Origin of the sequence: Streptomyces sp. NPDC005303, from assembly GCF_040607335.1 — a bacterium.
Lineage (GTDB): Bacteria > Actinomycetota > Actinomycetes > Streptomycetales > Streptomycetaceae > Streptomyces.
Map to the genome: position 1 here is coordinate 46,625 of NZ_JBEXGM010000032.1, position 24,216 is coordinate 70,840.

At 71.2% G+C, this 24,216-nt stretch carries 21 protein-coding genes and 1 pseudogene; 3 read left to right on the top strand and 19 right to left on the bottom strand.

The window, feature by feature from the left end:
- Positions 1-7 precede the first annotated feature (7 nt).
- Genes ABZT93_RS32500 through ABZT93_RS32510 form a run of 3 tightly spaced genes read right to left on the bottom strand, consistent with a single transcriptional unit; the run spans position 8 to position 1,330 of the window.
- Entirely contained in the window at positions 8-349 is a 342-nt protein-coding gene (locus ABZT93_RS32500) for a tetratricopeptide repeat protein (RefSeq protein WP_356111421.1), read from the bottom strand.
- 55 nt (positions 350-404) lie between these two features.
- Entirely contained in the window at positions 405-851 is a 447-nt protein-coding gene (locus ABZT93_RS32505) for a MarR family transcriptional regulator (protein WP_356111423.1), read from the bottom strand.
- The gene (locus ABZT93_RS32510; RefSeq protein ID WP_356111425.1) at positions 848-1,330 is read right to left on the bottom strand and encodes a MarR family transcriptional regulator; all 483 of its coding nucleotides are present in this window, start codon (positions 1,328-1,330) and stop codon (positions 848-850) included. Before ABZT93_RS32510 ends, ABZT93_RS32505 begins: the two co-directional genes overlap by 4 nt.
- A gap of 135 nt (positions 1,331-1,465) precedes the next feature.
- Between ABZT93_RS32510 and ABZT93_RS32515 the strand changes: the two genes are divergently transcribed.
- Both ABZT93_RS32515 and ABZT93_RS32520 read left to right on the top strand, forming a co-directional pair.
- Entirely contained in the window at positions 1,466-2,431 is a 966-nt protein-coding gene (locus ABZT93_RS32515; RefSeq protein WP_356111426.1) for a pirin family protein, read from the top strand.
- A 1,244-nt stretch (positions 2,432-3,675) separates the two neighbouring features.
- Complete coding sequence (locus ABZT93_RS32520; RefSeq protein ID WP_356111428.1) at positions 3,676-4,545, top strand: DUF3592 domain-containing protein; 870 nt, start codon at positions 3,676-3,678, stop codon at positions 4,543-4,545.
- Positions 4,546-5,022: 477 nt separating this feature from the next.
- Here ABZT93_RS32520 and ABZT93_RS32525 read toward each other — a convergent pair whose 3' ends face one another.
- Together ABZT93_RS32525 and ABZT93_RS32530 are read right to left on the bottom strand one after the other, a co-directional pair.
- A complete protein-coding gene (locus tag ABZT93_RS32525) occupies positions 5,023-6,096 on the bottom strand; it encodes a tetratricopeptide repeat protein (protein ID WP_356111430.1) in 1,074 nt (357 codons plus the stop codon).
- A complete protein-coding gene (locus tag ABZT93_RS32530; RefSeq protein ID WP_356111432.1) occupies positions 6,093-7,310 on the bottom strand; it encodes an ATP-binding protein in 1,218 nt (405 codons plus the stop codon). The genes ABZT93_RS32525 and ABZT93_RS32530 overlap by 4 nt, the downstream gene beginning before the upstream one ends.
- Positions 7,311-7,903: 593 nt before the next feature.
- Here ABZT93_RS32530 and ABZT93_RS32535 point away from each other — a divergent pair.
- The gene (locus tag ABZT93_RS32535) at positions 7,904-10,780 is read left to right on the top strand and encodes an AAA family ATPase (RefSeq protein WP_356111434.1); all 2,877 of its coding nucleotides are present in this window, start codon (positions 7,904-7,906) and stop codon (positions 10,778-10,780) included.
- 356 nt (positions 10,781-11,136) lie between these two features.
- On the opposite strand, the pseudogene ABZT93_RS32540 reads toward ABZT93_RS32535, so the two are convergent.
- The 14 genes and pseudogenes from ABZT93_RS32540 to pdhA form a co-directional block, all read right to left on the bottom strand.
- Positions 11,137-11,247: pseudogene (locus ABZT93_RS32540) on the bottom strand (hypothetical protein); the annotation flags it as partial.
- 165 nt (positions 11,248-11,412) lie between these two features.
- The gene (paaE, locus tag ABZT93_RS32545; RefSeq protein WP_356111436.1) at positions 11,413-12,528 is read right to left on the bottom strand and encodes a 1,2-phenylacetyl-CoA epoxidase subunit PaaE; all 1,116 of its coding nucleotides are present in this window, start codon (positions 12,526-12,528) and stop codon (positions 11,413-11,415) included.
- A complete protein-coding gene (paaD, locus tag ABZT93_RS32550; protein ID WP_356111438.1) occupies positions 12,528-13,052 on the bottom strand; it encodes a 1,2-phenylacetyl-CoA epoxidase subunit PaaD in 525 nt (174 codons plus the stop codon). The genes paaE and paaD overlap by 1 nt, the downstream gene beginning before the upstream one ends.
- Complete coding sequence (paaC, locus tag ABZT93_RS32555) at positions 13,046-13,912, bottom strand: 1,2-phenylacetyl-CoA epoxidase subunit PaaC (RefSeq protein WP_356111440.1); 867 nt, start codon at positions 13,910-13,912, stop codon at positions 13,046-13,048. Before paaC ends, paaD begins: the two co-directional genes overlap by 7 nt.
- A gap of 9 nt (positions 13,913-13,921) precedes the next feature.
- The gene (gene paaB, locus ABZT93_RS32560; RefSeq protein WP_356111442.1) at positions 13,922-14,248 is read right to left on the bottom strand and encodes a 1,2-phenylacetyl-CoA epoxidase subunit PaaB; all 327 of its coding nucleotides are present in this window, start codon (positions 14,246-14,248) and stop codon (positions 13,922-13,924) included.
- Complete coding sequence (gene paaA, locus ABZT93_RS32565) at positions 14,245-15,219, bottom strand: 1,2-phenylacetyl-CoA epoxidase subunit PaaA (RefSeq protein WP_356111443.1); 975 nt, start codon at positions 15,217-15,219, stop codon at positions 14,245-14,247. The genes paaB and paaA overlap by 4 nt, the downstream gene beginning before the upstream one ends.
- A gap of 37 nt (positions 15,220-15,256) precedes the next feature.
- Positions 15,257-16,108 (bottom strand): enoyl-CoA hydratase-related protein, encoded by an 852-nt coding sequence (locus ABZT93_RS32570; RefSeq protein ID WP_356111445.1) that lies wholly within the window; start codon positions 16,106-16,108, stop codon positions 15,257-15,259.
- Positions 16,099-16,965 carry a 3-hydroxyacyl-CoA dehydrogenase family protein gene (locus tag ABZT93_RS32575; RefSeq protein WP_356111447.1) on the bottom strand — a complete coding sequence of 289 codons (867 nt, stop codon included), beginning with the start codon at positions 16,963-16,965 and terminating at the stop codon, positions 16,099-16,101. The genes ABZT93_RS32570 and ABZT93_RS32575 overlap by 10 nt, the downstream gene beginning before the upstream one ends.
- Positions 16,962-17,723 (bottom strand): enoyl-CoA hydratase/isomerase family protein, encoded by a 762-nt coding sequence (locus ABZT93_RS32580; protein WP_356111449.1) that lies wholly within the window; start codon positions 17,721-17,723, stop codon positions 16,962-16,964. The genes ABZT93_RS32575 and ABZT93_RS32580 overlap by 4 nt, the downstream gene beginning before the upstream one ends.
- Positions 17,720-18,901: a thiolase family protein gene (locus ABZT93_RS32585; protein WP_356111451.1), complete on the bottom strand. Its 1,182-nt coding sequence runs from the start codon at positions 18,899-18,901 to the stop codon at positions 17,720-17,722. The genes ABZT93_RS32580 and ABZT93_RS32585 overlap by 4 nt, the downstream gene beginning before the upstream one ends.
- A complete protein-coding gene (gene paaN, locus ABZT93_RS32590) occupies positions 18,894-20,600 on the bottom strand; it encodes a phenylacetic acid degradation protein PaaN (RefSeq protein ID WP_356111453.1) in 1,707 nt (568 codons plus the stop codon). The genes ABZT93_RS32585 and paaN overlap by 8 nt, the downstream gene beginning before the upstream one ends.
- A 76-nt stretch (positions 20,601-20,676) precedes the next feature.
- The gene (locus ABZT93_RS32595; RefSeq protein WP_356111455.1) at positions 20,677-22,044 is read right to left on the bottom strand and encodes a dihydrolipoamide acetyltransferase family protein; all 1,368 of its coding nucleotides are present in this window, start codon (positions 22,042-22,044) and stop codon (positions 20,677-20,679) included.
- Complete coding sequence (locus ABZT93_RS32600) at positions 22,041-23,060, bottom strand: alpha-ketoacid dehydrogenase subunit beta (RefSeq protein ID WP_356111457.1); 1,020 nt, start codon at positions 23,058-23,060, stop codon at positions 22,041-22,043. Before ABZT93_RS32600 ends, ABZT93_RS32595 begins: the two co-directional genes overlap by 4 nt.
- 5 nt (positions 23,061-23,065) lie before the next feature.
- Positions 23,066-24,202 (bottom strand): pyruvate dehydrogenase (acetyl-transferring) E1 component subunit alpha, encoded by a 1,137-nt coding sequence (gene pdhA / locus ABZT93_RS32605; RefSeq protein ID WP_356111459.1) that lies wholly within the window; start codon positions 24,200-24,202, stop codon positions 23,066-23,068.
- Between the last annotated feature and the right edge of the window lie 14 nt (positions 24,203-24,216).

Here is a 24,216-nt window from a genome sequence, read left to right on the forward strand (position 1 = left end):
CCGGGCGTTACTCGAAGTCGCCCGCCAGCGCCGAGGCAAGGCGCAGGTGCGGCTCGGCATCGGTGTGCCGTCCCTGCCGCTCAAGCGTGCGACCCAGCATCAGCCGGGCGTACTGCTCGACCGGGTCGCGCTCGACAATCACCCGCAACTCGGTCTCCGCGCGCCGCAGTTGGGCCGAGTGGTAGTAGGCGCGGGCCAGCAGCAGCCGCGGTCCGGTCTGCTCCGGGACCTCCTCGACCAGTCCGTCCAGGACCCGCGCCGCGGTGTCGTACTCCTTGGCGTCGAAGAACATCTGCGCGCGCTCCCAGCGCTCCGCCGGCGTTCCGTGGTCGTAGTACGTGGTCTCCACTGGTGCCTCCTTCGGCTTCGAGGCCGACAACCGAACCAGGTGGTTCAATATTCCACTACTTGGTGAGGGCGGCGAGTTCGTCGTCGGCCCGCTCGGTGATGAGGGCCAGTACGCGTCCGGCGACCGCCAGGTCCTGCGCGGGGATGCCGGCGTAGACCCGGGCGGTGACAGGGGCGGTCGCGGCGGACGTCGCCTCGAACAGGGCCCGTCCGGCGTCCGTGATCCGTACCCGGGACGACTCATGGCGAGCCAGCAGCCCCGTGGAGATCAGCTCGTCGACCAGGGAGTGCGCCTCCGCCGCGTCGATCTTCAGTGCGCCGACCAGACCCTCGACGATGCCGGCCCTCTCGACCGGCCCCTCCGCGACGGCGGCCAGCCGCAGCGTGACGGACTGCTGGAAGGTCGCGCCGTGGCGGGCCAGGACGTGCTCGAGAAGGGCGCGGCCGGCGTAGTGGGCCAGGCCTATGACGCGGGGGCCGAGGACGGGAGTGGTGGTGGTCATGACTGCTCCTTGAGGTTCTCGTTCGTCGGGTCGAGAGGTGCGTCGAGCAGGGTCGTCAGCTCACGCTGCAACTCCCGCGTGCGTGCGCTGTCCAGGCCTCCGAGCGGTGCCAGCAGTTGCTCCAGGAGACCTTGGACGACCTCGATGGCCTGCCGGGTCCGCTCGCGGCCCTCCTCGGTGAGCGCCAGTTGCACCGCGCGCGGGTCGCGCGGGTCGCGGGCGCGCTCCAGGAGCCCGGCGCCCTCCAGGGAGCGCGCCAGCTTGGAGACATAGAGCGGTTCGAGGCCGGTCCGGTCGGCGAGGCGTCGCTGGCTGGGGCGTTCGCCGCCGCGCTGCATGCCGTACAGCGATGCCACCAGCGAGTACTGGGCGTGCGTCAGACCGAGTGGCGCCACCGCGCGGTCGACGGCGACCCGCCACTTCATCGACAGTCGCCAGACCAGGAAACCGGGCGTCGCGCCCTCGGATGCCGTACTCATGACCGATACGGTACATGGCTATTATGTCCATGGCTACTATTTCCGGATAGCGGCGGACCGCCCGGGGCGCACCGGTCCCGGAGCCCCGAGAGGAGGACCTGACGGGAAACGCTTCACGGGGCTAGGTTGGGCGCCATGAGCAATCTTGATCGCCAGGCGGTCCCCGCCCTGTGCGGCGGCCGCGGCTTCGTGGTGGCGGAACCCGTGCGCGAACTCCTCAGCCCCCGCCGCGTCAAGCTCGGCGAGTCCAGCGAGGTGCGCAGGCTGCTGCCCAACCTCGGCCGCCGCATGGTCGGCGCCTGGTGTTTCGTCGATCACTACGGCCCCGACGACATCGCCGACGAGCCGGGCATGCAGGTGCCCCCGCACCCGCACATGGGCCTGCAGACGGTGAGCTGGCTGCACCAGGGCGAGGTCCTGCACCGCGACTCCACCGGCAGCCTCCAGACCATCCGCCCCCGGGAGCTGGGGCTGATGACCTCCGGCCGCGCGATCAGCCACTCCGAGGAAAGCCCGAAGTCGCACGCCCGGTTCCTGCACGGCGCCCAGCTCTGGGTCGCCCTGCCGGACGGGCACCGCCACACCGACCCGCGCTTCGAGCACCACACCGGGCTGCCGCAGGTCACGGCCCCGGGCCTGACGGCCACGCTCATCCTGGGCGACCTCGACGGCGCACGCTCACCCGGAACGGCGTACACCCCCATCGTCGGCGCCGACCTGACCCTCACCCGTGGCACGGACGTACGCCTGCCGCTGGAACCGGACTTCGAGTACGCCGTCCTGTCCATGTCCGGCGAGGCCCACGTGGACGGGGTTCCGGTACTGCCCGGCTCGATGCTCTACCTCGGCTGCGGCCGCACCGAACTCCCGCTGCGCGCCGAGTCGGACGCGGGCCTGATGCTCCTGGGCGGCGAGCCGTTCGAGGAGGAACTGGTCATGTTCTGGAACTGGATCGGGCGGTCCCAGGAGGAGATCGAGCAGGCCCGTCAGGACTGGATGGTGGGGACCCGGTTCGGAGAAGTCAAGGGGTACGACGGTGCTCCGCTGCCCGCTCCGGAACTGCCGCCCGTGGCGTTGAAGCCGCGGGGAAGAGTGCGCTGACCCGCAGGGATGCCTGGCGTGTTGGCGGCGTTATCGAGTGGGGCGTGGCCGGACAATGCCTTAGCCGGTCGACCGCTTGCTGGAGAGTGGTCGACCGCGCTTTCGTCTGGCCCGGTGCGGGCGGCGAGTCCACGGTGTGGCCGTCTGTGGGCGGCTGTGGCAGAACGCTTGCTGACTTTTGCTGACTTTTCTGATGCTCCGTCAGGTGATGCTGAAGGGTTCCATTCGAAGCCCAGTCGCTTGCGCAGGGCTTGGCGGGTTTGGTGGGCACCAGGTGAATGCTGACTGACGCGTGGTTGGGGCGGGCGCTGGTGCGGATTCACGGGGCTCGCACTGTCGCCTTGTGGAGAGTCGACAAGGTCAGGTGTCGTCACTGCTCCCTCTAACCGCACGCTTGGTCCGATGCGTAGTGCGCGGCGCTGAATAGCTACAGGTCAGAGGCCTTGTTTGCTCGCTGAACAAACTGCCCGGGTCGAATCCGGGGCGAATTTGGGCCTTGGGTATCGTCGTTCCTGTCTACTGTGCGTGCGACATATTCGGCATTCCGGGACTTGAATGCGGTCCGATGCCGATCTGCAGCGGACATCTCGGCACCGGATGCATCCGAAGTACATGTACGGGGTGTCTTCATGTGGACCAGCTCTGGATGAACTCGACTGCCGATGGTGCGTCCGGCAGCGGAGCCTGTTGGAAGTGATCACTGGCGAGAGCGTCTACCGGACTGTTCTGCCGGGAACCACTGGTTCCTGGCGAAGGCGGTCGTGTGCGGCATGGTGGCTGGTCCCGTCTCTGTGGCGTGGTGCCATCGTCCGCAGTGGCTTCGCGAGGCCGCAACAACGCAGGTCCTCGCCGCGATGGTGTCCGTCGCGACGTCGGGCTGGACGTGGAAGCAGTCGCCTCGACCATACGACCCGCCGACGAGGAAGGTGGCGTGGCGGGCGATGGGCAGCCGTGACCCGCACACTCGGGTGGTGGCTGGGCAGCGTCAGACCTGTACGTCGGCTGGTCGATGACCTTGCTGGGGTAGTCGCGACGACCGGAGCCTGAGTCGTGGCGCTGTCTGTTGCGTCGCCATCGGTGACTTCGATCCGGGACAGGGCCTGTCATCCGTGGAACTACGGAGATGGCCGACCTGACAGGGAAAGATGCGTAATTCCACTGAGGATTTCCAGTCCAGCAACTGGAAGGCTCTCGCCGTTGTGGACAGAGTTCGACCTCACGTGTGGCGAGGCGGGGATTGACGGATGTCAGGAAACGCGTTGCTGCTGCTGTTGGCTGCCGGCTTCGGAGGGTGGGCGCTGGTGGAGGCGGTGTGGTACGCGACAAGGTTCACCTCGGACCCGGTGGCGCGCTCCGTCGGCTCCCGGATCGTGCGGGTCGATGTACCGCCGCCCGAGACGGATCGAACGCACGGCCTGCCGGTGACCGTGGCCTTCCAGGTCCCGTCGACCGGGCAGGAGCTGACGCTGCGAACGGCCGACGGGAAGAACGGCGCGCTCTACGTCGCCTGGGAGGGCCGACCGGTCTGGGTGCGTTTCCCGTCGGGAGAACCCTCCGCGTTCCGCGTGCGGAGCTCGCCGGTCAGCCGGGGGCAGGAGTTGGCCGGTGCGTTGTGGGCCGCGGTGCTCTGTGCGGCCGTCCTGCTCCTGCGTTTCACGACCGTCCAGCACCACAGTTACGGCTGGGCCCTGCTCGGTCTCGGCGACGGCCTGACCGTCCTCCTCACATGCGCCTGCGTCGGCGCCGTCCGGCGGCGAGGGCGTCGCCGGGCTCTGCTCGACGGCGCATCGACCGTGACCGCCGAGGTCGTCTCCCTCATGCGCGACGCCCATCACAACGAGGAGATCACCACATACACCTACGCTGCCGTCGTCACCTTCACGACGCACGAGGGTCTGACGGTCATCGGCCTCGGCCCCTCCGGCCTGACCCACCACGACGACGTCCCCCTCGGGACCCGCCTGTCCGTCCGCTACAGCCCCGAGGACCCCGCGATCTTCGCCTTCGCCCCACCCTACGATGTGGATCCTCACCGCACGGTGATCGCGTGGATCGTCGTGACGATCGCTTGGGGAGCGATCGTCACACTGTCCGGCATTCACGCTCTCCTCTGAGCCCCTGGCCGGTGGCGAGGTGAAGGCGACGCCCGTGATCGCAGACGGGGACCGCCGGCCTGCCGGTCATCACTGCACCACCTTGCACGGCGCCGCTCGGTCCTGGTCACCGGCACCCGGCACGGTCACCGACTGCGAGGTTGGAAACCGGAGACCGGCACGGTGCGGCACATCGCGTCGGATGTGGCGCTCACCTGTCCGGCCACCGCGGGTCCGGTCCTGATAGTCGGACACGACCGCGGAGTTCTCAGCGTCCCGCTCATGAGGCGGTGAACCGTTCCGGTCCGGTCGGGGACTCCGCGCTCCCCACCCGTTCGAAGGACCGGTCACAGCGTCGGCCGGACGGGCCACACCCTGTGACCGTCGGCCATCCGGCAGGAGCCCGAAAGCTCATGCTGGCCCGCGAAGGCACGGTGATGCCGACGGACTTCGGCATCGCGACCTGCCGCACGACGATCACCGGATGGGTGTCTCCCTTCACTGGGTCTTACGTCCGCCCGTCTTGGGCGTCAGCGAGAGCGGGACCAATCCACCCAGGAAGATCGCGGCGAGTTCGACCGTGGAGAGCTGCGGCAGGGTCAGCGCGGCGATCGCGCCCAGCATCGCCACGAGGATTCCGAAGGCCGACGTCGCGAAACGGCGGTCGCGCAGGAGCATGGCCCACATCGGGTCGCGCAGCGCACGGGGGAGGCGCCGACGTGTCGACCAGGCCCAGCATGCCCAGACGAGGGCGATCGCGGCCAGCGCGGCGAGGCGCGGTTGCAGGGCCGCCGACGGTGCCGGGCCGTCCAGGCGGGCGCCACCGAGGTACCAGCGGAGGGCGGGCGCCCCGAGGAGGCACCACACGGTGAGCCGGCGTGCCGTGGTGAGCACTCTCAACGCCACGACCAGGACGTTGTGCTGCGCGGCGGACGACTGCGGGTCGGTGGCGAGGGACGCGGCGAAGTCCTGGGCGGCGCCGAACTGGCCCCGGTTGCGGCGGCCGTTCAGCTTGAGGGTGCCCAGGTTGTTGCGGGCTTCGGCGTGCTGGGGGTTCAGCCGCAGAACCGTGCGGTAGGAGCGGGCGGCGGTCTGGTGGTCGCCGGAGGCCTGGGCGACGTAGCCGAGGGTGAAGTGGGCCTGTGGTTCCTGGGGAGCGAGTTCGGTGGAGCGCAGGGCGGCGGCGCGGGCGGCGGGAAGCCCTCCGGGGACGGTGGCGAGGGCTCGCGCGTGGGCGTTGTGAGTGGCCCAGCCGCCCGGTGCCAGTCTGACCGCTTCGGCGGCCGCGTCCACGGCGTCCGCGTGGCGTTCCAGGGTCAGCAGGGTCAGGGCGCGGATGCGCCATACGTACGCGTCGGTGGGGTCGTACCGCAGGCCCTGGTCGGTGGCGTCCAACGCCCCCTCCGGGTCGCCGAGTTCCCTGCGGCAGTGGGCGAGGAGGGACCAGGACATGGTGTCGGTCGGATCGGCGGCCAGGTGCCGGGCGAACAGCGCCGCGGCTTCCTGGTGACGGCCTGTCTCGGCGAGCGCCAGGGCGCGCTGAGCGATGGTGTCGTGGGGAGTCGTTCTCACGGTCGGCGCTTTCCGCTTCGCTTGAAATAGGTGAGCAGGTCGTCGTACATGCCGCCCTCGTTGGCGAACATCGCCACATTGCGGGCGCTGTCGAACCAGGGCCCGGTCGAGGCCCGCACCTGGCTGAGGGCGGCGGTCAGATCGTCGTTGCCGATCATCCGGGGTGTGCCGCCGGCGACGGAGTCCATGAGTGCCCGCTCGGAGGCGGTCTCGCACAGGTGCTCCAGGTCGGCGCCCGAGTAGCCGTCCGTACGGCGGACGACGGCGGCCAGATCCACGTCGGCAACGGGGCGGCCCCTCAGGTGGTAGCGCAGGATCGACGCGCGCGCCGGGGCGTCCGGTGGCAGCACGAGGAGAGTGCGGTCCAGACGGCCGGGGCGGCGCAAAGCGGTATCCACGTCCCAGGGATGGTTGGTGGCCGCGAGCACGAACACGCCCTCGTCGGTGCCGGCGTGGATGCCGTCGAGTTCGGCCAGGAGCTGGTTGACGGTGGTGCGCAGCCCACTGTGACGGACCATGCTGCGCTTGGCGCCGAGCGCGTCGAGTTCGTCCAGGAACAGCACGCAGGGGGCGTTGCGGCGGGCGGTCTCGAAGACGCCGTGCAGGTTGCGTTCGGACTGGCCGATGTACATGTCGAGGACGTCACTCAGGCCCACGGTCATGAACCGCGCGCCGAGCTCACCAGCGACGGCACGGGCGATGAACGTCTTGCCGCAACCCGGCGGGCCGTACAGGAGGAGCCCGCCACGCATGCGCTTGCCGTACAGCCTGCGCAGTTCCGGGTTGCGCATCGGCGCAAGGAACGCGGCTTCCAGGCGCCGCTTGACGTCATCCATGCCCCCGACATCGGCCAGCCGTACCCGGCCTGCGTCCTCGACGTCCCAGGCCCCGTCCGTCCCTTCGGTGAAGCGCGGCTCGACGACGGCGACACCGGCGAACTCGCTCTCCGCACGGCGCCAGTCGAATTCGGGCGCCGAGTGCTGGACGGGTGCCCGGTCCTGGGCGGGGGCCGGGTTCATGGCGCGGGCCATGACGGCGCGCGCCCGCGCGTCGCTGGGCGAGCGCTGGAGGGCGGCGGCGACTTCGACGACGGCCTCGTCGGCGCGGCCGTGTTCGAGCAGCAGCTCCGCCAGGTGGAGCCGCAGAGGTACGTCGTCCGGGGCGGCGCCGACAGCAGCCCTCAGACTGCCGATCAGCGGTAGTTCGTCACGCACGCGCACCCCTGAGGTGACGGAAGGCGAACACGTTTCTCCCTTGAAGTGCTGCGGGCGACGCCGTGAACGCAGTCATCGCGCACCTGGATACGGATCCGGGTAGATCCGGGTCGTGCCCACACAGCGGCATTCCGGCGCCATCGGTCGGCGTGCCCAGGGCTGACGCGGATGCGGCCGCATGCGGACGTCGATCTTCTCGGATCCGGGCGCTGGAAACATCGGTGGAACTACGTATGCGGATACGGCCTCGGCGCCAGGGGCGGCGGTATCCCGCCCCCGACAGACGTCTTGGATCGCAGTGCGGAGCGGACGGTTTCCGGTCGGCGTGCGTGCGCTCCCCATCGTGTCACCGAGGGCGTACGCAGGGCAGGGTGGGCAGCCGTCGCGGTGACCGCGCCGGTCGTCGGCGGGTCGGCGTCGGCGTCCGACCTGAGTCCGGGTTCACGCCACCGGCGGGCAGAGCTCCGACAAACCCGCCGCCACGACGCAAGCCGACGTCCTGCCGGGTCCGAGTCCGATATGTGTCAGTGTCAGTGGCCCCGTCTAGGATTGGCAGAGGAAGATCGACTTGGTGGCAAGGCGGAGGCACGGGCGTGGCACAACTGGTGGGCAGAGCAGCGGAACTCGCCAGGCTTGACGCCCTGCTCGCTGGCCCGGACCGGCCCGGTGTACCGGCGGTCGTCGACATCGCCGGTGAACCCGGCATCGGAAAGAGCCGGTTGCTCGGCGAAGTCTGCGCCCGGGCCCGCCAGGAAGGATTCACGGTGCTTCGCGGCCGGGCCACGGAGTACGAACAGCACGTCCCTTTCCAGGCGTTCACCGACGCGCTCGCCGATGTCGACCCCGCCATCATGGCCGCTGACCCTGCCCTCCCCGAACTGGACGTGGTGCTGCACGGCATCCGGCAAGCGCCGCCAGGCGATGGGTCCGACTGGGGCGCCGCCGCCCGCTTCGGGCTGCATCGTGCGATCACCTCGTTCCTCACGCGCCTGGGCGAGCGCGGTCTGGTTCTGGCCATCGACGACCTGCACTGGGCGGATCCCGCGTCACGGGAACTCGTGGATCATCTGATCCGGCACCCCGCCCGCGGCCGGGTCCTCCTGGTCGTGGCGCGGCGGGTCCGGCAGACCCCCACGTCCCTGACCGCGGCGCTGGCGCGCGGCACTGACAGCGGAGACGTACTCCACTTCGCGCTGGGGCCGCTCCCCGAGGACGAGTCCATACGGGCGCTGGCTTCCGACGTTCCCGAGTACGAGGCGAAGCAGCTGTACGTCGCCAGCGAGGGCAACCCCCTCTATCTGCTCGCACTGTTGCACGCGTACCGGGGCGGCGCGTCCCTGCACAGCATCCTTGCCCATTCCGACGCGACGGACGCGGTCGGAGTACCCAGCCGGCTCGCGGCCCTGCTGCTCGACGAGCTGGCCATGCTGACCGCGCCACAGCACCGTGTCGCCGAGGCGGTGGCAGCGCTCGGCGACCATGCCTCACCCGCCATGGTGACCGAGGCGATCGGGCTGTCGGTCCAGGAGGTGGAGGAGCAGATCCGCGCACTGGTGGCGCGGGATGTGCTGCGCACCGGGCCGGGCGGCCGCTGGGCATTCCGCCACCCACTCGTGCGGGCACTGGTCTACGAGAACATCGCGCCAGGGCGGCGTGCCGAGCTTCATCGTCGGGCCGCGCGGGAACTCGCCCGCAGCGGTGCTCACGCCGCCGAGCGGGCCCACCACGTCGAACGGTCGATGACCGGCTGGGACGCCGAGCCCGCGGCCGTGCTGGAAGAAGCCGCCGCACAGTGCGCGGCGACCGCGCCGGCCACCGCCGCGCATCTGCTTGACGTCGTCCTCGGACACATGCCGGACACGCCCGACTACATGCGGCGGCGTGGCGAACTGGTCCTGGCGCGTGCCCAGGCTCTCGGCGTCAGCGGGAACCTGCGAGAGAGCCGGGACCTGCTGCACCAGCTGATCGAAACATCGGGCGATCATCCCGCACTTCGTACGGAGGCTGTCGCCTGGTGCGCCGTGATGGAGCGGCACCTCGGCCACTCCCCGGAGGCCACCGCCCTGCTGCGCCGGGAGCTGTCCCGCCCTCCGGGCTCGTCTCCCGGGCAGGCGGTCTCCCTGAGGCTTGCCCTCGGCATGTCCGCCCTGCTCACCGCGTCCTATCCCGAGGCACGCGCGGATGTCGCCGAGGCCGTCTCCATCGCCCGAGCCGACGACAACCCCGCGGGCGAAGCGGCGGCCCTTGCCCTGGCGGCCCTGGGAGAGTCGTACGAGGGCGAGACGGAAGCGGCCGCCGGATTCACCGACGCCGCTTCCCGGCTCGCGGATGCGCTGACCGACCCGGGCCTCACGGATCTGTGTGAGTCGTTGGGATGGCTGGCCTGGGCGGAGGCACTGCTGGAGCGCTACCCCGACGCCGAACGGCACTTCACCAGGGGGCTCGACATCGCCCGGCGTGGCGGCCGGCTCCACGTCCTGCCGCACCTGTTGACGAGCAAGGCCTTCGTCCACCTCACCACCTGCCGCCTGCCGTCCGCACTGGAGGCGGCCGAGGAAGCGGAGACACTGGCGCGGGCCGCGGGCAGCCCCGACCTTCTGGCGTTCACCCTGGCCATCAAGACGCTGGTGCTGCTGCTGGGCCGTCCTTTCGGCGACGACAGTGCCCTGAGAACCGCTGAGGAGGCTGTCGCGGCGGCCGGCGGGAGCAAGGGCTGGTGGCCCGCCCTGGCCTGGTGCATGCTCGGGCACGCGACGTTCGTGAGCGGAGACCCGCACCGTGCCCAGGAGGCCATCATGACGGCCGGCGGCGGCCGTGAACTTCCCCTGCTGCAACCCTCGATCCGGCCGGGACAGCTGGACACCCTCACCGGCGCGGCCCTCGCGGCAGGCGACGTCGACCAGGCCGGACGCTGGGCGGCGCAGGCCGCGCGCGAGGCTGACCGGCTCGGTCTCGACGGGCAGCGCGCAGGCGCCCTGCGAGCCGAAGCATCGCTGGCCGAGCACCGTGGCGACACCGGCAGGGCCGTTCGCCTCCTCGAAGCGGCCGCACAGGGATACGTCCGCTGCGGCCAGCGCCTGTGGGAGGCGTACGCCCTGCTCCGTGCGGCGCCCCTGGTACAGCGCACCGGGCAGGGCACGCGCGCCGCCGCCATGTGGCACCGCGCCCACCGGATCGCCGTGGACGGCGGCGCACGCCTGCTCGTGGACCTGGCCGAGCTGACTCGCCCTCAGGTGATACCTCAGACGCCCGTAGTCCCGGTGGAGCTGGCGGAACTGACGGTACGTGAGGTGGAGGTGGCCGGGCTGCTGGCGGAGGGCCTGAGCAACCAGGACATCGCCGCCCGACTCCACCTCAGCCGGCGCACCGTCGAAACGCACCTGTCCTCGATCTACCGCAAGCTGTCCGTACCGTCCCGTTCGGCCCTGACCCGCCTCATGACCCGCATCGGGCTGGGAGCCGGATCGTGAGCGGTCCGGTAAGTCCTGAGCCCGCATGAACCGCAGTGGACGCGCCCGGCGCGGGCTGCACGCGGTGCTCGCGGGGTGGAGGGCTGGATCAGGTGTGCATCGCGTACAGGAAATGGTCCTTGCTGCCGACGTACACGGTCCTGTCTGCGCCCATGTACACGGTCCCGTCGACGACCGTCGGCGTCCACAGCGGCCGGCCAATGGGGGCGTCGAGCGCTGGCTGTCGCGGCCCCCGCTCCGGTAAGGACCCCTTTCACCTGGCGATGACGCCGGTCGCCCGCACGGCCCGCCGCAGGAAGGTGCCGGGCGAGGGACTCCGGCCTCTGACGGTCGGCGAACAAGGATCCAATCCGGTCTCAGCCAGGGATGGTTCGGGCAAGTGAGGGGGTGCCGCTGTTCAGCATGATGCGAGTGAGGCTCGCGCGGTTGGAGACGCCGAGTTTGCGATATGCCTGTCCCAGGTGGGTCTCGACCGTTCAGGGTTCGGGCGGGCCGGGCGATGTCGGTCACCAGGCTCCATACCCAGCGACGGAGTTGCTTCCGCACAGATGTCACAGGACACCCGCGGCCCCTCGGCACACCCCACAGGTTCCTGATCATGGTCGGGCCTTCCGGCCGGCCGGCGTCGTACCTCAACTGTCGAAGTCGACCGTGAGGGTGTCGGAGGCGGCGAAGGTCTGGCAGGTGAGGACGTAGCCCGCGGAGACCTCCGCCGGGTCCAGCGCGTAGTTGCGGCGCATGTCGGCCCGGCCGTGGGTGACGAGGGCACGGCAGGTGCCGCAGACTCCGCCCTTGCACGCGAACGGCAGGTCGGGGCGGACCTGTTGGGCTCCGTCGAGGACGGTGCTCTGGCGCGGGGCGGAGAACGTGGTGGCCCTCCCGTCCAGGACGACGGTGACCTCGCTCGTCGGACGGTCGTCCGTGACGTCGTCGTGATCGGCCGTGGTCCGTGCGGGAGGTTCCTCGTCCGCGTGGAACAGTTCCTGGTGGACGCGGTCGGCCGGTACACCCAGTCCGGAGAGGACAGCGTGGGCGTCGCGGACCATGCCGTGCGGGCCGCACAGCCACCAGTGTTCGGCGTCCCGCGCGTCGATGAGGCCGTCGATCAGCGCGGTGAGCCGCCCGGTGTCCAGGCGTCCCGAGAGCATGTCCGCCTCGCGCGGTTCACGGGAGAGGACGTGGACGAGTTGGAAGCGGGCGGGATACCGGTCCTTGAGGTCGGCGAGTTCGTCGGCGAACATCACCGAGCCGGTGCGCCGGTTGCCGTACAGCAGGGTGACGCGTGAAGTGTCGTCCGCGCCGAGGACGGAGGCGGCGATGGAGAGCATCGGCGTGATGCCGGATCCGGCGGCGACGAGCACATGGTGGCCGAGTTGACCCGGATCGCCGAGGTCGGGGGTGAAGGCGCCAGTTGGACCCATCACGTGCAGGGTGTCCCCCGGCCGTATTCCGTGGACGAGCCAGGAGGAGAACAACCCGCCGGGTACGGCGCGGACACCGATGCGGGGCGGCGTCCCGGCCGGTGAGCAGATGGAGTACGAGCGCCGCTCGTCGCGGCCGTCGATCTCGCGGCGCAGGGTGAGGCACTGTCCGGGGAGGAAGGCGAATTCCTCGGCCAGTCGGTGGGGGATCTCGAAGGTGAGGGCTGCGGCGTCGGCGCACAGCGGCTCGACGGCGGCGACGCGCACGGTGTGGAAGGCGGGACGGCGGCGGGCCCGTGGGGCGGCGGTGATCGCGGGGTCGGTCATCAGAGGTCCTTGATGTGTTCGAACGGCTCCAGGCAGACGTGGCAGCGCCGGAGTGCCGTGCAGGCGGTGGAGCCGAAGTGGGAGATCTCCTCGGTGTCGGGCGAGGCGCAGCGCGGGCAGGGTACGGCTGACGAAGCGGGAGGCCGGAACAGGGGCATGGGCAGCCGGACGGGTTCCGTACCCCGGTCCGGGGCCTGCCGCGCCCCGGGCGGCGCGATGCCGTGCGCGGTGAGTTTTCGGCCGCCCTCGGCGCTGATCCAGTCGGTGGTCCACGGCGGGTCCAGCGCCGTGACCACCTCGACCTCGGGAAAACCGGCAGCCCGCAGCCGGGCGGCGACCTCCGCGCGCATCTCCGCCATGGCCGGGCAGCCCGAGTACGTCGGCGTGAGACGTGCGACGACCGTGCCGTCCTGTGCCACCTCGACGCCGCGCAGCACTCCGAGGTCGGAGATCGTCAGCATCGGCAGCTCGGGGTCGGGAACCTCGCGGGCGGTGCGCCAGGCGCGTTCCGAGGGCGTCACCATGTCGCGCTCGGATGGGCGCGGGCGACACTCTGCAACTCGGCGAGGAGGGGCGCCAGGTACTCGGTGTGGATTCCGTCCCGGCCGGAGCCGGCGAGGACGGCGACCGGCGCCGAGCCGTGGAGACCGGCCCCGGTACGGTTCAGTCCGGCCGACCGGAGCACTTCGGCGAGTTCCGACCGGATCCGGTGCGCGACGGCGGCGGGGGCGGCGCCGAGGGGGGCCGCGGTGCGGTCGGTCAGCAGTTCCTGCAGCCAAGGTGCGACCGTGTCCAGGGCGGTTTCCATGCGCCGGCGGGACTCCGCGGTGCCGTCACCGAGCCGCACGGTCCACTCGGCGGCGTAACGGCGGTGGTACGCCAGTTCCTTGACGCTCTTCGCGGCGATGGCGGCCAGCACCGGGTCGGGCGCGGCGGTCAGAGCCTCGAAGAGGGCCAGCCGCCAGGTGGACAGCACCAGTAGCCGGGCGATGGTGAACGCGAAGTCACCGCCCGGCAGTTCGGCAAGTCGTACGTTGCGGAAGTCCGCCGGGTCACGGAAGTAGGCGTAGGCGTCCTCGCCACGTCCGGTGGCGTCGGCCCGGCCGGTCCTCGCGTACAGCAGGCGGGCCTGGCCCAGCAGATCAAGGCCGATGTTGGCCAGTGCCAGCTCCTCCTCCAGCTCCGGGGCGCGGGTGCACCACTCGGCCAGCCGCTGGGCGGACACCAGGGCGTCGTCACCCAGAGCGAGGCAGCAGGCCGCCAGGGCCTCCGCGTCGACACCGTCCGGCACGGCCTGGTCCAGGCCGTGCAGCGGGTCGGTGAATCCGGTTCCGAACGCCCACCGCGTCACGTCGTGGTGTGCGTACATGTCCTCGTCGCTCATGCGCTGTTCCTAGATGTGGGGGACGTCGTCGGGGATGGTGTAGAAGGTTGGGTGCCGGTAGACCTTGTCGCCGCTGGGCGCGAAGAAGGCGTCCTTCTCGTCGGGGGTGGAGGCGGCGATGGTGTCGGAGCGCACCGCCCAGATGCTCACACCCTCGTTGCGCCGTGTGTACAGGTCGCGGGCGTGGAGGAGGGCCATGTGGTCGTCGGCCGCGCGCAGGGAGCCGACATGGACGTGGTTGAGGCCGCGCTTGCCGCGGACGAACACCTCGTACAGGGGCCAATCCCGCCGCGTACGATCCACAGCTCGCTCGTCCGTGCCGGTGGTCTCGCTCATGCCGCCGCTCCTTCCCGTACCCGGACGGCCTGCTTGGCGGCGTACGCGGTCGCTGCCTCCCGCACCCAGGCGCCGTCCTCGTGCGCGGCGCGGCGTCGCCTGATCCGGTCGTCGTTGCACGGTCCGTCTCCGGAGATCACCCGCCGCAGCTCCTCCCAGTCGGGAGTGCCGAAGTCGTGGTGTCCGCGCTTCTCGTTCCACCTCAGGTCCGGGTCGGGCAGGGTGACGCCCAGCTTCTCGGCCTGCGGGACCGTCATGTCGACGAAGCGCTGACGCAGTTCGTCGTTGGAGTGCCGCTTGATCTTCCAGGCCATGGACCGCACGGAGTTGGGGGAGTCGTCGTCGGGCGGGCCGAACATCATCAGCGAGGGCCACCACCAGCGGTCGACGGCGTCCTGCACCATGGCCCGCTGTTCGTCGGTGCCCCGCATCATGGTCAGCAGCAGTTCGTAGCCCTGCCGCTGGTGGAAGGACTCCTCCTTGCAGACGCGGACCATGGCGCGTCCGTACGGGCCGTACGAGGTGCGGCACAGCGGTACCTGGTTGCAGATGGCTGCGCCGTCCACGAACCAGCCGATCACGCCGACGTCCGCGAAGGTGGGGGTGGGGTAATTGAAGATGGAGGAGTACTTCTGGCGGCCCTCGATCAGGAGTTCGGTCAGCTCCGTGCGGTCGGCGCCGAGGGTCTCGGCCGCCGAGTAGAGGTACAGCCCGTGTCCGGCCTCGTCCTGCACCTTGGCGAACAGGATCGCCTTGCGGCGCAGCGAGGGGGCCCTCGTGATCCACTCGCCCTCCGGCTGCATGCCGATGATCTCGGAGTGGGCGTGCTGGGCGATCTGCCGGACCAGCGTGGCGCGGTAGCCGTCGGGCATCCAGTCCCGGGGTTCGATGCGCTGGTCGCGGGCGATGGTGTCCTCGAAGGACGATTCGAGGCTCTGTGCCCCGGGGGGTGTGCCGGTGGGGTCGTTCATGGTGGTTCTGTCCCGTCGTACTGGGTGTGTGGGTGGGTCAGTGGCCGCGGAAGGCCGGAGCGCGGCGTTCGAGGAAGGCCGCGACGGCTTCCTGGTGGTCCTCGGTGGCGCCGAGCCGCCGCTGGATCACGGCCTCGCGTTCAAGTGCCGCCGGCAGCGGGGTGGTGGCCGCACCCCGGAGCAGTGCCTTGATCTCCCGGTAGGCGGCGGTGGGCCCGTCGGCCAGGGAGCGCGCCATGGCCAGCGCCTCGGCCGTGGCCGAGCCGTCCGGTACGACGCGCTGGACCAGGCCCCAGCGTTCGGCGTCCCACGCTGAGAAGCGCTCGCCCAGAATCATGAGCCCGGCGGCGCGGGAAGGGCCGAGCTGGCGGGCGAGGGCGCGGGCGACCCCGGAGTCGGAGGCCAGTCCGAGGCCGGTGAAGGCGGTGGCGAAGCGTGCGCTCTCAGCGGCGACGCGCAGGTCGGCGCAGAGCGCGATGCCCAGTCCGGCCCCGACACAGTTGCCCTCGACGGCCGCGACGAGCGGGATCCGCAGCGCGTTCAGCTCCTTCACCAGTGGGTTGTAGTCCTCGGGAAGGTTCGCGAACGCCCGGGTGGGCGAGGTTTTCAGCAGCCGGGCGTGTTCCGTGAGGTCCTGTCCGACGCTGAAGCTCTTGCCGCGTGCGGTGATCAGGGCCGCCCGGACTCCGCGGGCGGCGTCCGTGGTCAGGCGCCGGGCTGCCGTGAGCAGCGCGCTGCGCATGTGCGCGTCGAGCGCGTTGCCGCTTGTGGGGCCGCGCAACTCGATGACGGCCACGGAGTCGGTGACGTCGTACGCCACCCCGTACGTGCCGAGGTGCTCCCCGCCGTCTTCCCGGGTCGGGGCGGCCGGGCTGTCGTTCACCGCCATGAGTAGAACCCCTGACCGGTCTTGCGGCCCAGTTCGCCGCGGGAGACCTTCTCGCGCAGCAGCCGGGGCGGCGCGAACCGCTCCCCGAGTGTCGTGTGCAGGTGTTCGGCGATGGCCAGCCGTACGTCGAGGCCCACCACGTCGGTGAGGCGCAGCGGCCCCATCGGGTGCCGGTAGCCGAGGCGCATGGCCGTGTCGACGGCCTCCGGATCGGCGACACCCTCCTCGACCATGCGGATCGCCTCCAGACCGAGTGCGAGACCGAGGCGGCTGCTGGCGAACCCCGGCGAGTCCTTGACGACGATCTCCTGCTTGCCGAGGGCGCGGGTCCAGCCGATCGCCGACCTCAGGGTCTCCTCGCTGGTGTCGGGAGCGGTGACCAGTTCGACCAGCGCGGAGACGGGCACAGGGTTGAAGAAGTGCATCCCCAGGAACCGTGCCGGACGCTTCAGGGCCGCGGCGATTTCGGTCACCGGCAGGGAACTGGTGTTGCTCGCCAGTACGCACTCCGCCCCCACGGCCTGTTCGGCGGCGGCGAGCAGCCCGGCCTTGAGCGCGACGTCCTCCGGCACCGCCTCGACCACGAGCCCCGCGTCCCCGGGCAGTTCGGCCACCGAGGTCACGGTGGTGACCCGGGCCGCCGCGTCGCGGGCCGCGGTTTCGTCGAGCCCCCCGCGCTCGGCGACCTGCCGCAGCCCGGCGGCGATCCGGTCGTGGGCGGCGATCGCGGCCGCCGCGTCGCGTTCCACGACCGCCACGGACGACCCGGCGGCCGCGAAGGACTGTGCGATGCCGGCGCCCATCCGGCCGCCGCCGATCACCCCCACGACGGCGGGCGGTGCTGCTGCCGAGGTCATGTCCGGCCTCCGTTCTTCTCCAGGAAGCGCGTCATGCGCTCCTTTTTGTCCGGGCTTTCGAAGAGCACGGCCTGAGCCAGGTCGTCTGCCACGGGATGGGCTCCCGGGGCGTCGGTGACGAGCTTCGTGAGCCGTAGGGCGAGCGCCGAGGAGCGGGCCATGCGGTCGAGCAGTGCGTGTGCCTCGGCCATCAGCCGGTCCGCCGGTACGACGTCCATGACCAGCCCGCAGGCGAGCGCGGCACGCGCGTCGAGGGTGCGGCCGGCGAGCAGGACCTGTTTGGCCACCGACTCGCCGAGCAGTTCGCGCAGCCGCCAGCACGCGCCGGCGGCGGCGAGGATGCCCAGACCTGGCTCGGGATTGCCGAAAATCGCGTCCGGCCCGGCGATCCGCAGGTCGCAGGCGTACGCCAGTTCGGCGCCGCCGCCGAGCGCCCAGCCGGGCACGGCGGCCACCGTGGGCATGGGCAGTCTGCGGATCCGCTCGAACAGGCGGCTGTTGATGCCCTGCAGCGCTTCATCCCTGCCGCGCTCGCGCAGTTCGGCGATGTCGGCGCCCCCGGCGAACACCCCGCCGTGCCCGGTGAGCAGGAGCAGCTTGGGATTGTGCTCCAACTCCTCGCACACGCCGTGCAGTTCGGCGATCATGCGGCCGCTGATGGCGTTGCGGGCCTCGGGGCGGTGCAGGGTGACGACGACGCGGTCCGCGCGTCGCTCGACGAGCAAGGTGTCGTACGAGGTGCCGGCGGTCGTGCTCATACGCGCTCCACCAGCATCGACACGCCCATCCCGACCCCCACGCACATGGACGCCAGGCCCCGGTGGCCGCCCTCGCGTTCCATCCGGCCGAGCAGGGTGAGCACGATACGGGCGCCGGAGCAGCCCAGCGGGTGGCCGAGGGCGATGGCGCCGCCGTCGGCGTTGACGCGGTCCTCGTCGAGCTTCAGCCTGCGGATCACCGCGAGAGCCTGGGAGGCGAACGCCTCGTTCAGCTCGACCGTGTCGACGTCGTCGGCGTTCCAGGCCGCCCGGTCCAGCGCCTTCGCGGTGGCCGGCACGGGGCCGAGCCCCATGAGACGGGGCTCGACCCCCGCCGAGGCGGCGGCGACGACACGGGCGCGGGGAGTCAGCCCGTACCGTTCGACCGCCGCCGCGCTCGCCACCGTCAGGGCGGCTGCCCCGTCGGACAGGGGTGAGGAGTTGCCCGCGGTGACGATCCCGTCCCTGCGGAAGGATGTGCGCAGCGCGCTCAGCTTCTCCAGCGAGGTGGACGGCCGGGGCCCCTCGTCCCGGGTGACCTCGCCGTCCGTCACCGGCACAGGGACGATCTCCCGCTCGAACCGGCCTGCCCGCTGGGCGGCCAGGGCCCGACGGTGGCTGCGGAGCGCGAAGGCGTCCGCTTCCAGGCGGGTGATGCCGTCCAGGGCGGCGACCTCTTCGGCGGTCTCGCCCATCGACACGGTGGTCCGGGACTCGAAGCGCGGGTTGGTGAACCGCCAGCCGAGAGGGGTGTCGTGCACTTCGCCGGGCCGAGCCCAGGGCGTGCCGGGCTTGGCCATCACCCAGGGGGCACGGGTCATCGACTCCACCCCGCCCGCGACGATCAGGTCGGCCTCGCCCGCCCGTATCGTCTGGGCGGCCGAAGCCACGGCCGTCAGACCGGACGCGCACAGCCGGTTGACGGTGTATCCGGGCACGGTGTCCGGCAGACCTGCCAGCAATGCCGCCATGCGGGCCACGTTGCGGTTGTCCTCGCCGGCCTGGTTGGCGGCGCCGAGGATCACCTCGTCGACGGCTTCGGCGGGGATCCCGGAGCGTCGTACCGCCTCGCCGACGACGAGGGCGGCCAGGTCGTCGGGGCGTACGGAGGCCAGCGCACCGCGGTGGCGGCCCAGCGGGGTGCGGGCGCCGTCGATCAGATAGACCTCATCAGGCATGGACGTGCTCCTCTGCGGAGGCGTGGCGGCGGGACTGGATCACCGAGAAACGGCCGGTGACGAACGCCGGGTCGGTGAGAGCGGCGTTGGCGGCGGGGTTGGCCGCGGTGCCGTGGAAATCGCTGAACGCCGCGGACTGGTTGACGAAGACGCCGCCGGTCAGGTTCTCCGACAGGTGCACGCCCGCATCCAGTGCGGTCTGCCGGGCCGCCTCCAGTACGGCGGCGTCGGCCGTGTACACGGAGGCGGTCAGCGCGCCGTGCCGTCGCACGGTGTCGTGCAGGAGCCGCAGGCTGTGCGCGGTGGAGTCGGTTGCGATGACGAAGGAGACCGGTCCGAACCACTCGGTGGCGTAGATGTCCTCGTCGGTTTCGGGGTCGAGCCGGGCCACCAGAGGGGTGCGTACGACGGCGTCCGGGTGGTCGGGGTGGGGCAGCTCCCGGGAGGGGTGGGCGGTGCGGTCCAGGGCCGTGGCCTGGTTGAGGCGGTCCAGGACACCGCCGTTCACCACGGCGCCGAGGATGGCGGTGGCACGCGCCGGGTCACCGAGCAGCTTGTCCAGCGCGGCCCCGAGGTCCTTGGCGAACTCGTCGGCGGTGCGCGGGCCCTGGTCGGTGGGGAAGTCTTCGCGGGGGACGAAGATGTTCTGCGGGGTGGTGCACATCTGGCCGCTGTAGAGCGCCAGCGAGAACGCCAGGTTGCGCAGCAGCCCCGCGTAGTCGTCCGCGGAGTCCACGACGACGGTGTTCAGTCCCGCCTTCTCGGTGTGCACGGTGGCCTGGAGGGCGTTGGCCTCCAGCCAGTCGCCGAACTCGCGGGAGCCGGTGAAGTCCACGATCCGCACGTCGGGATGCGTGGCCAGGGCCGGGGCGGTCCGCTCGTCGGAACGCGATGCGGCGAGCAGCACCACATCCGGGTCGAACCCGGCCTCCGCCAGGACCTCGCGGGCGATGCGCACCGTGATCGCCAGCGGCAGCACGGCCCGCCGGTGCGGCTTGACCACCACCGGGTTGCCGGTGACCAGGCTCGCGAAGAGCCCCGGATAGCCGTTCCAAGTGGGGAAGGTGTTGCAGGCGATCAGCACCGACACCCCGTGGCCGACGGGGGTGAAGGTCTTGTCCATGACGAGGGGACCGCCCTTGTGCTGCGGCTTGCTCCAGCGAGCGGTGGCCGGATGGCGCTTCTGCTCGCGCCAGGCGTACGCGACCGCTTCGAGGCCGCGGTCCTGGGCGTGCGGGCCGCCCGCCTGGAAGGCCATCATGAAGGGCTGGCCGGTGGTGTGCTGGACGGCGTGCGCGATCTCGAAGCTCGCCGCGTTCAGCCGGGCCAGGATCTCGGCGGCGACGCCGGCCCGGGTGTCCGGACTCGCGGCACGCCAGGCCGTGGCCGCCGACTTGGCGGTCGCGACGGCCACCTCGGGCACCAGATGGGGGTAACTGACGCCGAGGGGAAAGCCGTAGGGCGACACCTCGGCGGCGGAGACGGTGCCGGTGGCGGGGTGTCCGTCGAGCGGGAAGCGGCCGTCGAGGAGATCACGGAAGGATGCCTCGCCGAGTTCGGGTGCGTCGGCTCCGTAAGCGGAGGTGCTGGGGGTTTCCGGGTACGGCGTCCAGTAACCGCGGTCGTGGGTGCGTTCCACCGCCTGGTGGAGAAGACCCTCGTGGCGGGCGAAGTAGTCGGGGTGCTGGTCGGTGGACATGAGACTCCAGGCCGAACGTTCGGTAGGTGGGTGGGTGTGGTGTGCCCAAGTGGGCGGACAGGGGAGGTGTGTCGGATCAGACGTCGGCGAGCAGGACCGCCGGGCGCTCCACGCAGTCGGCCACGAAGCGCAGGAAGCCGCCGGCCACACCGCCGTCGCAGACCCGGTGGTCGAAGCTGAACGAGAGCTGCGTGACCTTGCGTACGGCGAGCGCGCCGTCCACCACCCAGGGTTTGTCGACGATGCGGCCTACGCCGAGGAGCGCCGCCTCCGGGTGGTTGATGATGGGCGTCGAACCGTCGACACCGAATACGCCGTAGTTGTTGAGGGTGAAGGTCCCGCCGGTCAGCCGGTCGGGCGGCAGGCTTCCCGTCCGGGCAAGTTCGGTCAACCGGGCGAGCTCGGCGGCCAGTTGTACGGTCGTCAGCCGGTGGGCGTCACGGACGACCGGGACGACGAGCCCGCGTTCGGTCTGGGCGGCGAAGCCGAGGTGTATCTCCTCGAAGCGCAGGATCTCCCGCTGTTCGGTGTCGACCGCTGAGTTCAACTCGGGGTAGCGGCGCAGACCGGCGACACAGATCCGGGCCAGCAGTGCCAGCAGCCCGATGCGATGGCCGGGTTGGGCGGCCTCCAGCGCCTTCTTGGCCTGGAGCAGTCCGGTGGCGTCCACGTCCACCCAGGTAGTGGCGTCGGGGATCTCGGTCCGGCTGCGCGAGAGCTTGTCCGCCACGGCCCGGCGGACACCGCGCAGGGGGATTCGCACGGGACCGTTCGAGACGGGCTGTGCACGAGGCCCGGCGGCGGGCTCTGCCGAGGTCCGCACGCCCTGGGCGACGGCCTCCTCCACGTCCCGCCGCAGGACGACTCCGGCGGGACCGGAAGGCACCAGCGCGGAGAGGTCGATTCCGTGGTCCCGGGCCATCCTTCGCACCAGGGGCGAGATGACCCGGGGGGCGTGCGGCTCGACCGGAGTCAAAGGCCTGGCCGACGGGCCCACCGCGGCCGTCGGTCCGGCCACGGACGTCGAGTCGATCACGGCGGTCGTTGTGCCTCGTCGGCGGCGACGGCGCCGTTCAGGTTCGTGGCCGGTGCCGTAGCCGATCAGCACGTTGCCGGATCCGGCCTGCTCCTCCTCGCGGTACCGCTTCGCGGCATGGTCGCCCGGACGTCCGTCGGCCCCGGCGGAGGTACTCGCCCCCACCGTGATCAGCGGTTCGCCCACCCCCAACGCCGTGCCCGCCTCGGCGTGCAGCCGCAGCACGGTGCCCGCGTAGGGGACCGGCACCTCGACCGCGGCCTTGGCGGTCTCCACCTCGACCACGATCTGGTCGATCGTCACCGTGTCGCCGACGGCGACCTTCCAGTCGACGATCTCCGCCTCGGTCAGTCCCTCCCCGAGGTCGGGCAGCCGGAACAGCTGCTCGTGCAGCGTCGCGGTGGTCATGCGGCCGTTCCCTTCATCAGGTGGCGGATGTCCGGCGTGTCGGTGAACTGGAGGCGGTCGACGGCGTCGAGGATCCGGTCGACACCGGGCAGGTGCGCGTGCTCCAGCTTCGGCGGCGGATAGGGGATGTCGAACCCGGAGACCCGCAGGACGGGCGCGGCCAGGGAGTGGAAACAGCGTTCCTGGACTCGCGCGGCGATCTCCGCGCCCACTCCGGCGAAGCCCTGGGCCTCCTGCACGACCACGCAGCGTCCGGTCCTGCGGACCGACTCCGTGACGGTCTCGTCGTCGAAGGGCACCAAGGTCCGCAGGTCCACGACTTCGAGGTCGACCCCGTCCTCGGCAGCGGCTTCGGCCGCCGCCAGGGCCACCGGGACCGACGGCCCGTAGGCGATCAGGGTGGCATCCCGCCCCGTCCTCCGTACCGCCGCCCGGCCGAACGGCGGTGCTTCCCGCGTCTCCAGATCGGCGTCCTCGCGAGACCAGTACAGCTTCTTCGGCTCCAGGAAGACCACAGGATCGGGGTCGGCCACCGCGTCGCGCAGCAGCCAGTACGCGTCCTCCGCCGTCGCCGGCGTGACTACCTTCAGGCCCGGGGTGTGTGCGTAGTAGGCCTCACTGGAGTCGCAGTGGTGCTCCACTCCGCCGATCCCGCCCGCGTACGGGATGCGGATCACCATCGGCAGGCCGATCCGCCCGCGGGTACGGTTGCGCAGCTTGGCGACGTGCGAGGCGATCTGCTCGAACGCGGGGTACGCGAAGGCGTCGAACTGCATCTCCACCACGGGCCGGTACCCGCCCATCGCCATGCCGACCGCCAGTCCGACGATGCCGGCCTCGGCCAGCGGAGTGTCGAAGCAGCGCTGCTCCCCGAAGTCGCGGGTCAACCCGTCGGTGATGCGGAACACCCCGCCGAGCGGACCGACGTCCTCCCCGAAGACGAGCACCCGCTCGTCCCCGCGCATTGCGTCACGCAGGGCGGTGTTGAGCGCCTGCGCCATCGTGACCTTGCCCATGGTCGTCAGTCCTCCTGGTCGTGCGGTACGGGGGCGGCGTCGGCCGACGCCAGTTCGGCCGCCAACTGGGCGCGCTGTTCGCGCAGTTGCGGGGTCGGTTCGGCGTAGACGTGGTCGAACAGCTCCAGCGGGTCGAGCACGGAGTCCGCGTTCATGCCCGCGCGCACCCGCGCAGCCAACTCCTCGGCCTCCTCCCGCAGCGCCGCCACGTCCTCGTCGGTGAGCGCGTGCCGCGATCGCAGGTACGCCTCCAGACGGTCGACCGGGTCGGCGGCCCGCCACTGCTCGACCTCGTCGTCCTCCCGGTAGCGGGTGGCGTCGTCGGCGTTGGTGTGCGCGTCCATGCGGTAGGTGTGCGCCTCGACCAGGACGGGACCGTGTCCGGCGCGTGCGTGCTCGACGGCCGCTGTCAGCACCGCCAGCACGGCGACCAGGTCATTGCCGTCGACCTGCTCCGAGCGCACTCCGTAGCCGATGCCCTTGTACGCGAGCGCGGGCGCCGCGGTCTGCCGGGCCAGCGGCACGGAGATCGCGTACTTGTTGTTCTGGACGAAGAAGACGACCGGCGCGCGGAAGACGGCCGCGAAGTTCAGCGCCTCATGGAAGTCGCCCTCACTGGTGGCGCCGTCACCGACGAGAGCCATCGTCACGCCGTCGGTGCCCGCGCGGCGCAGGGACTCGGCCATACCGGTCGCGTGCAGCACCTGCGTGGCCAGCGGGGTGCACTGGGGGGCGACACGGGTGGCGGCGGGGTCGTAACCGCAGTGCCAGTCGCCGCGCAGCAGTGTCAGCACCTCGACCGGGTCGATGTCCCGGGTCACCAGGGCCACGGAGTCGCGGTAGGTGGGGAACAGCCAGTCGTCGGGGCGCAGCGCGAGCACGGCACCGATCTGGCAGGCCTCCTGTCCGCGGCTGGACGGGTAGACCGCGAGTCGGCCCTGCTTGGTGAGCGCGGTCGCCTGGGTGTCGAACCGCCGTCCCAGGACCATCCGCCGGTAGGCCTCCCGCAGGGCCGCGACCGGGGGCTCGGCGTAGTCGGCCGGCTGTCTGGCGACCGGCGTGCCGTCCTCGGCCACGAACCGTACCGGCGTCAGCGACGGCAGGAGGCCCTGGACCGTCTGGCGGAGGCTCTTCACAGACATGGAGGGCACTCACT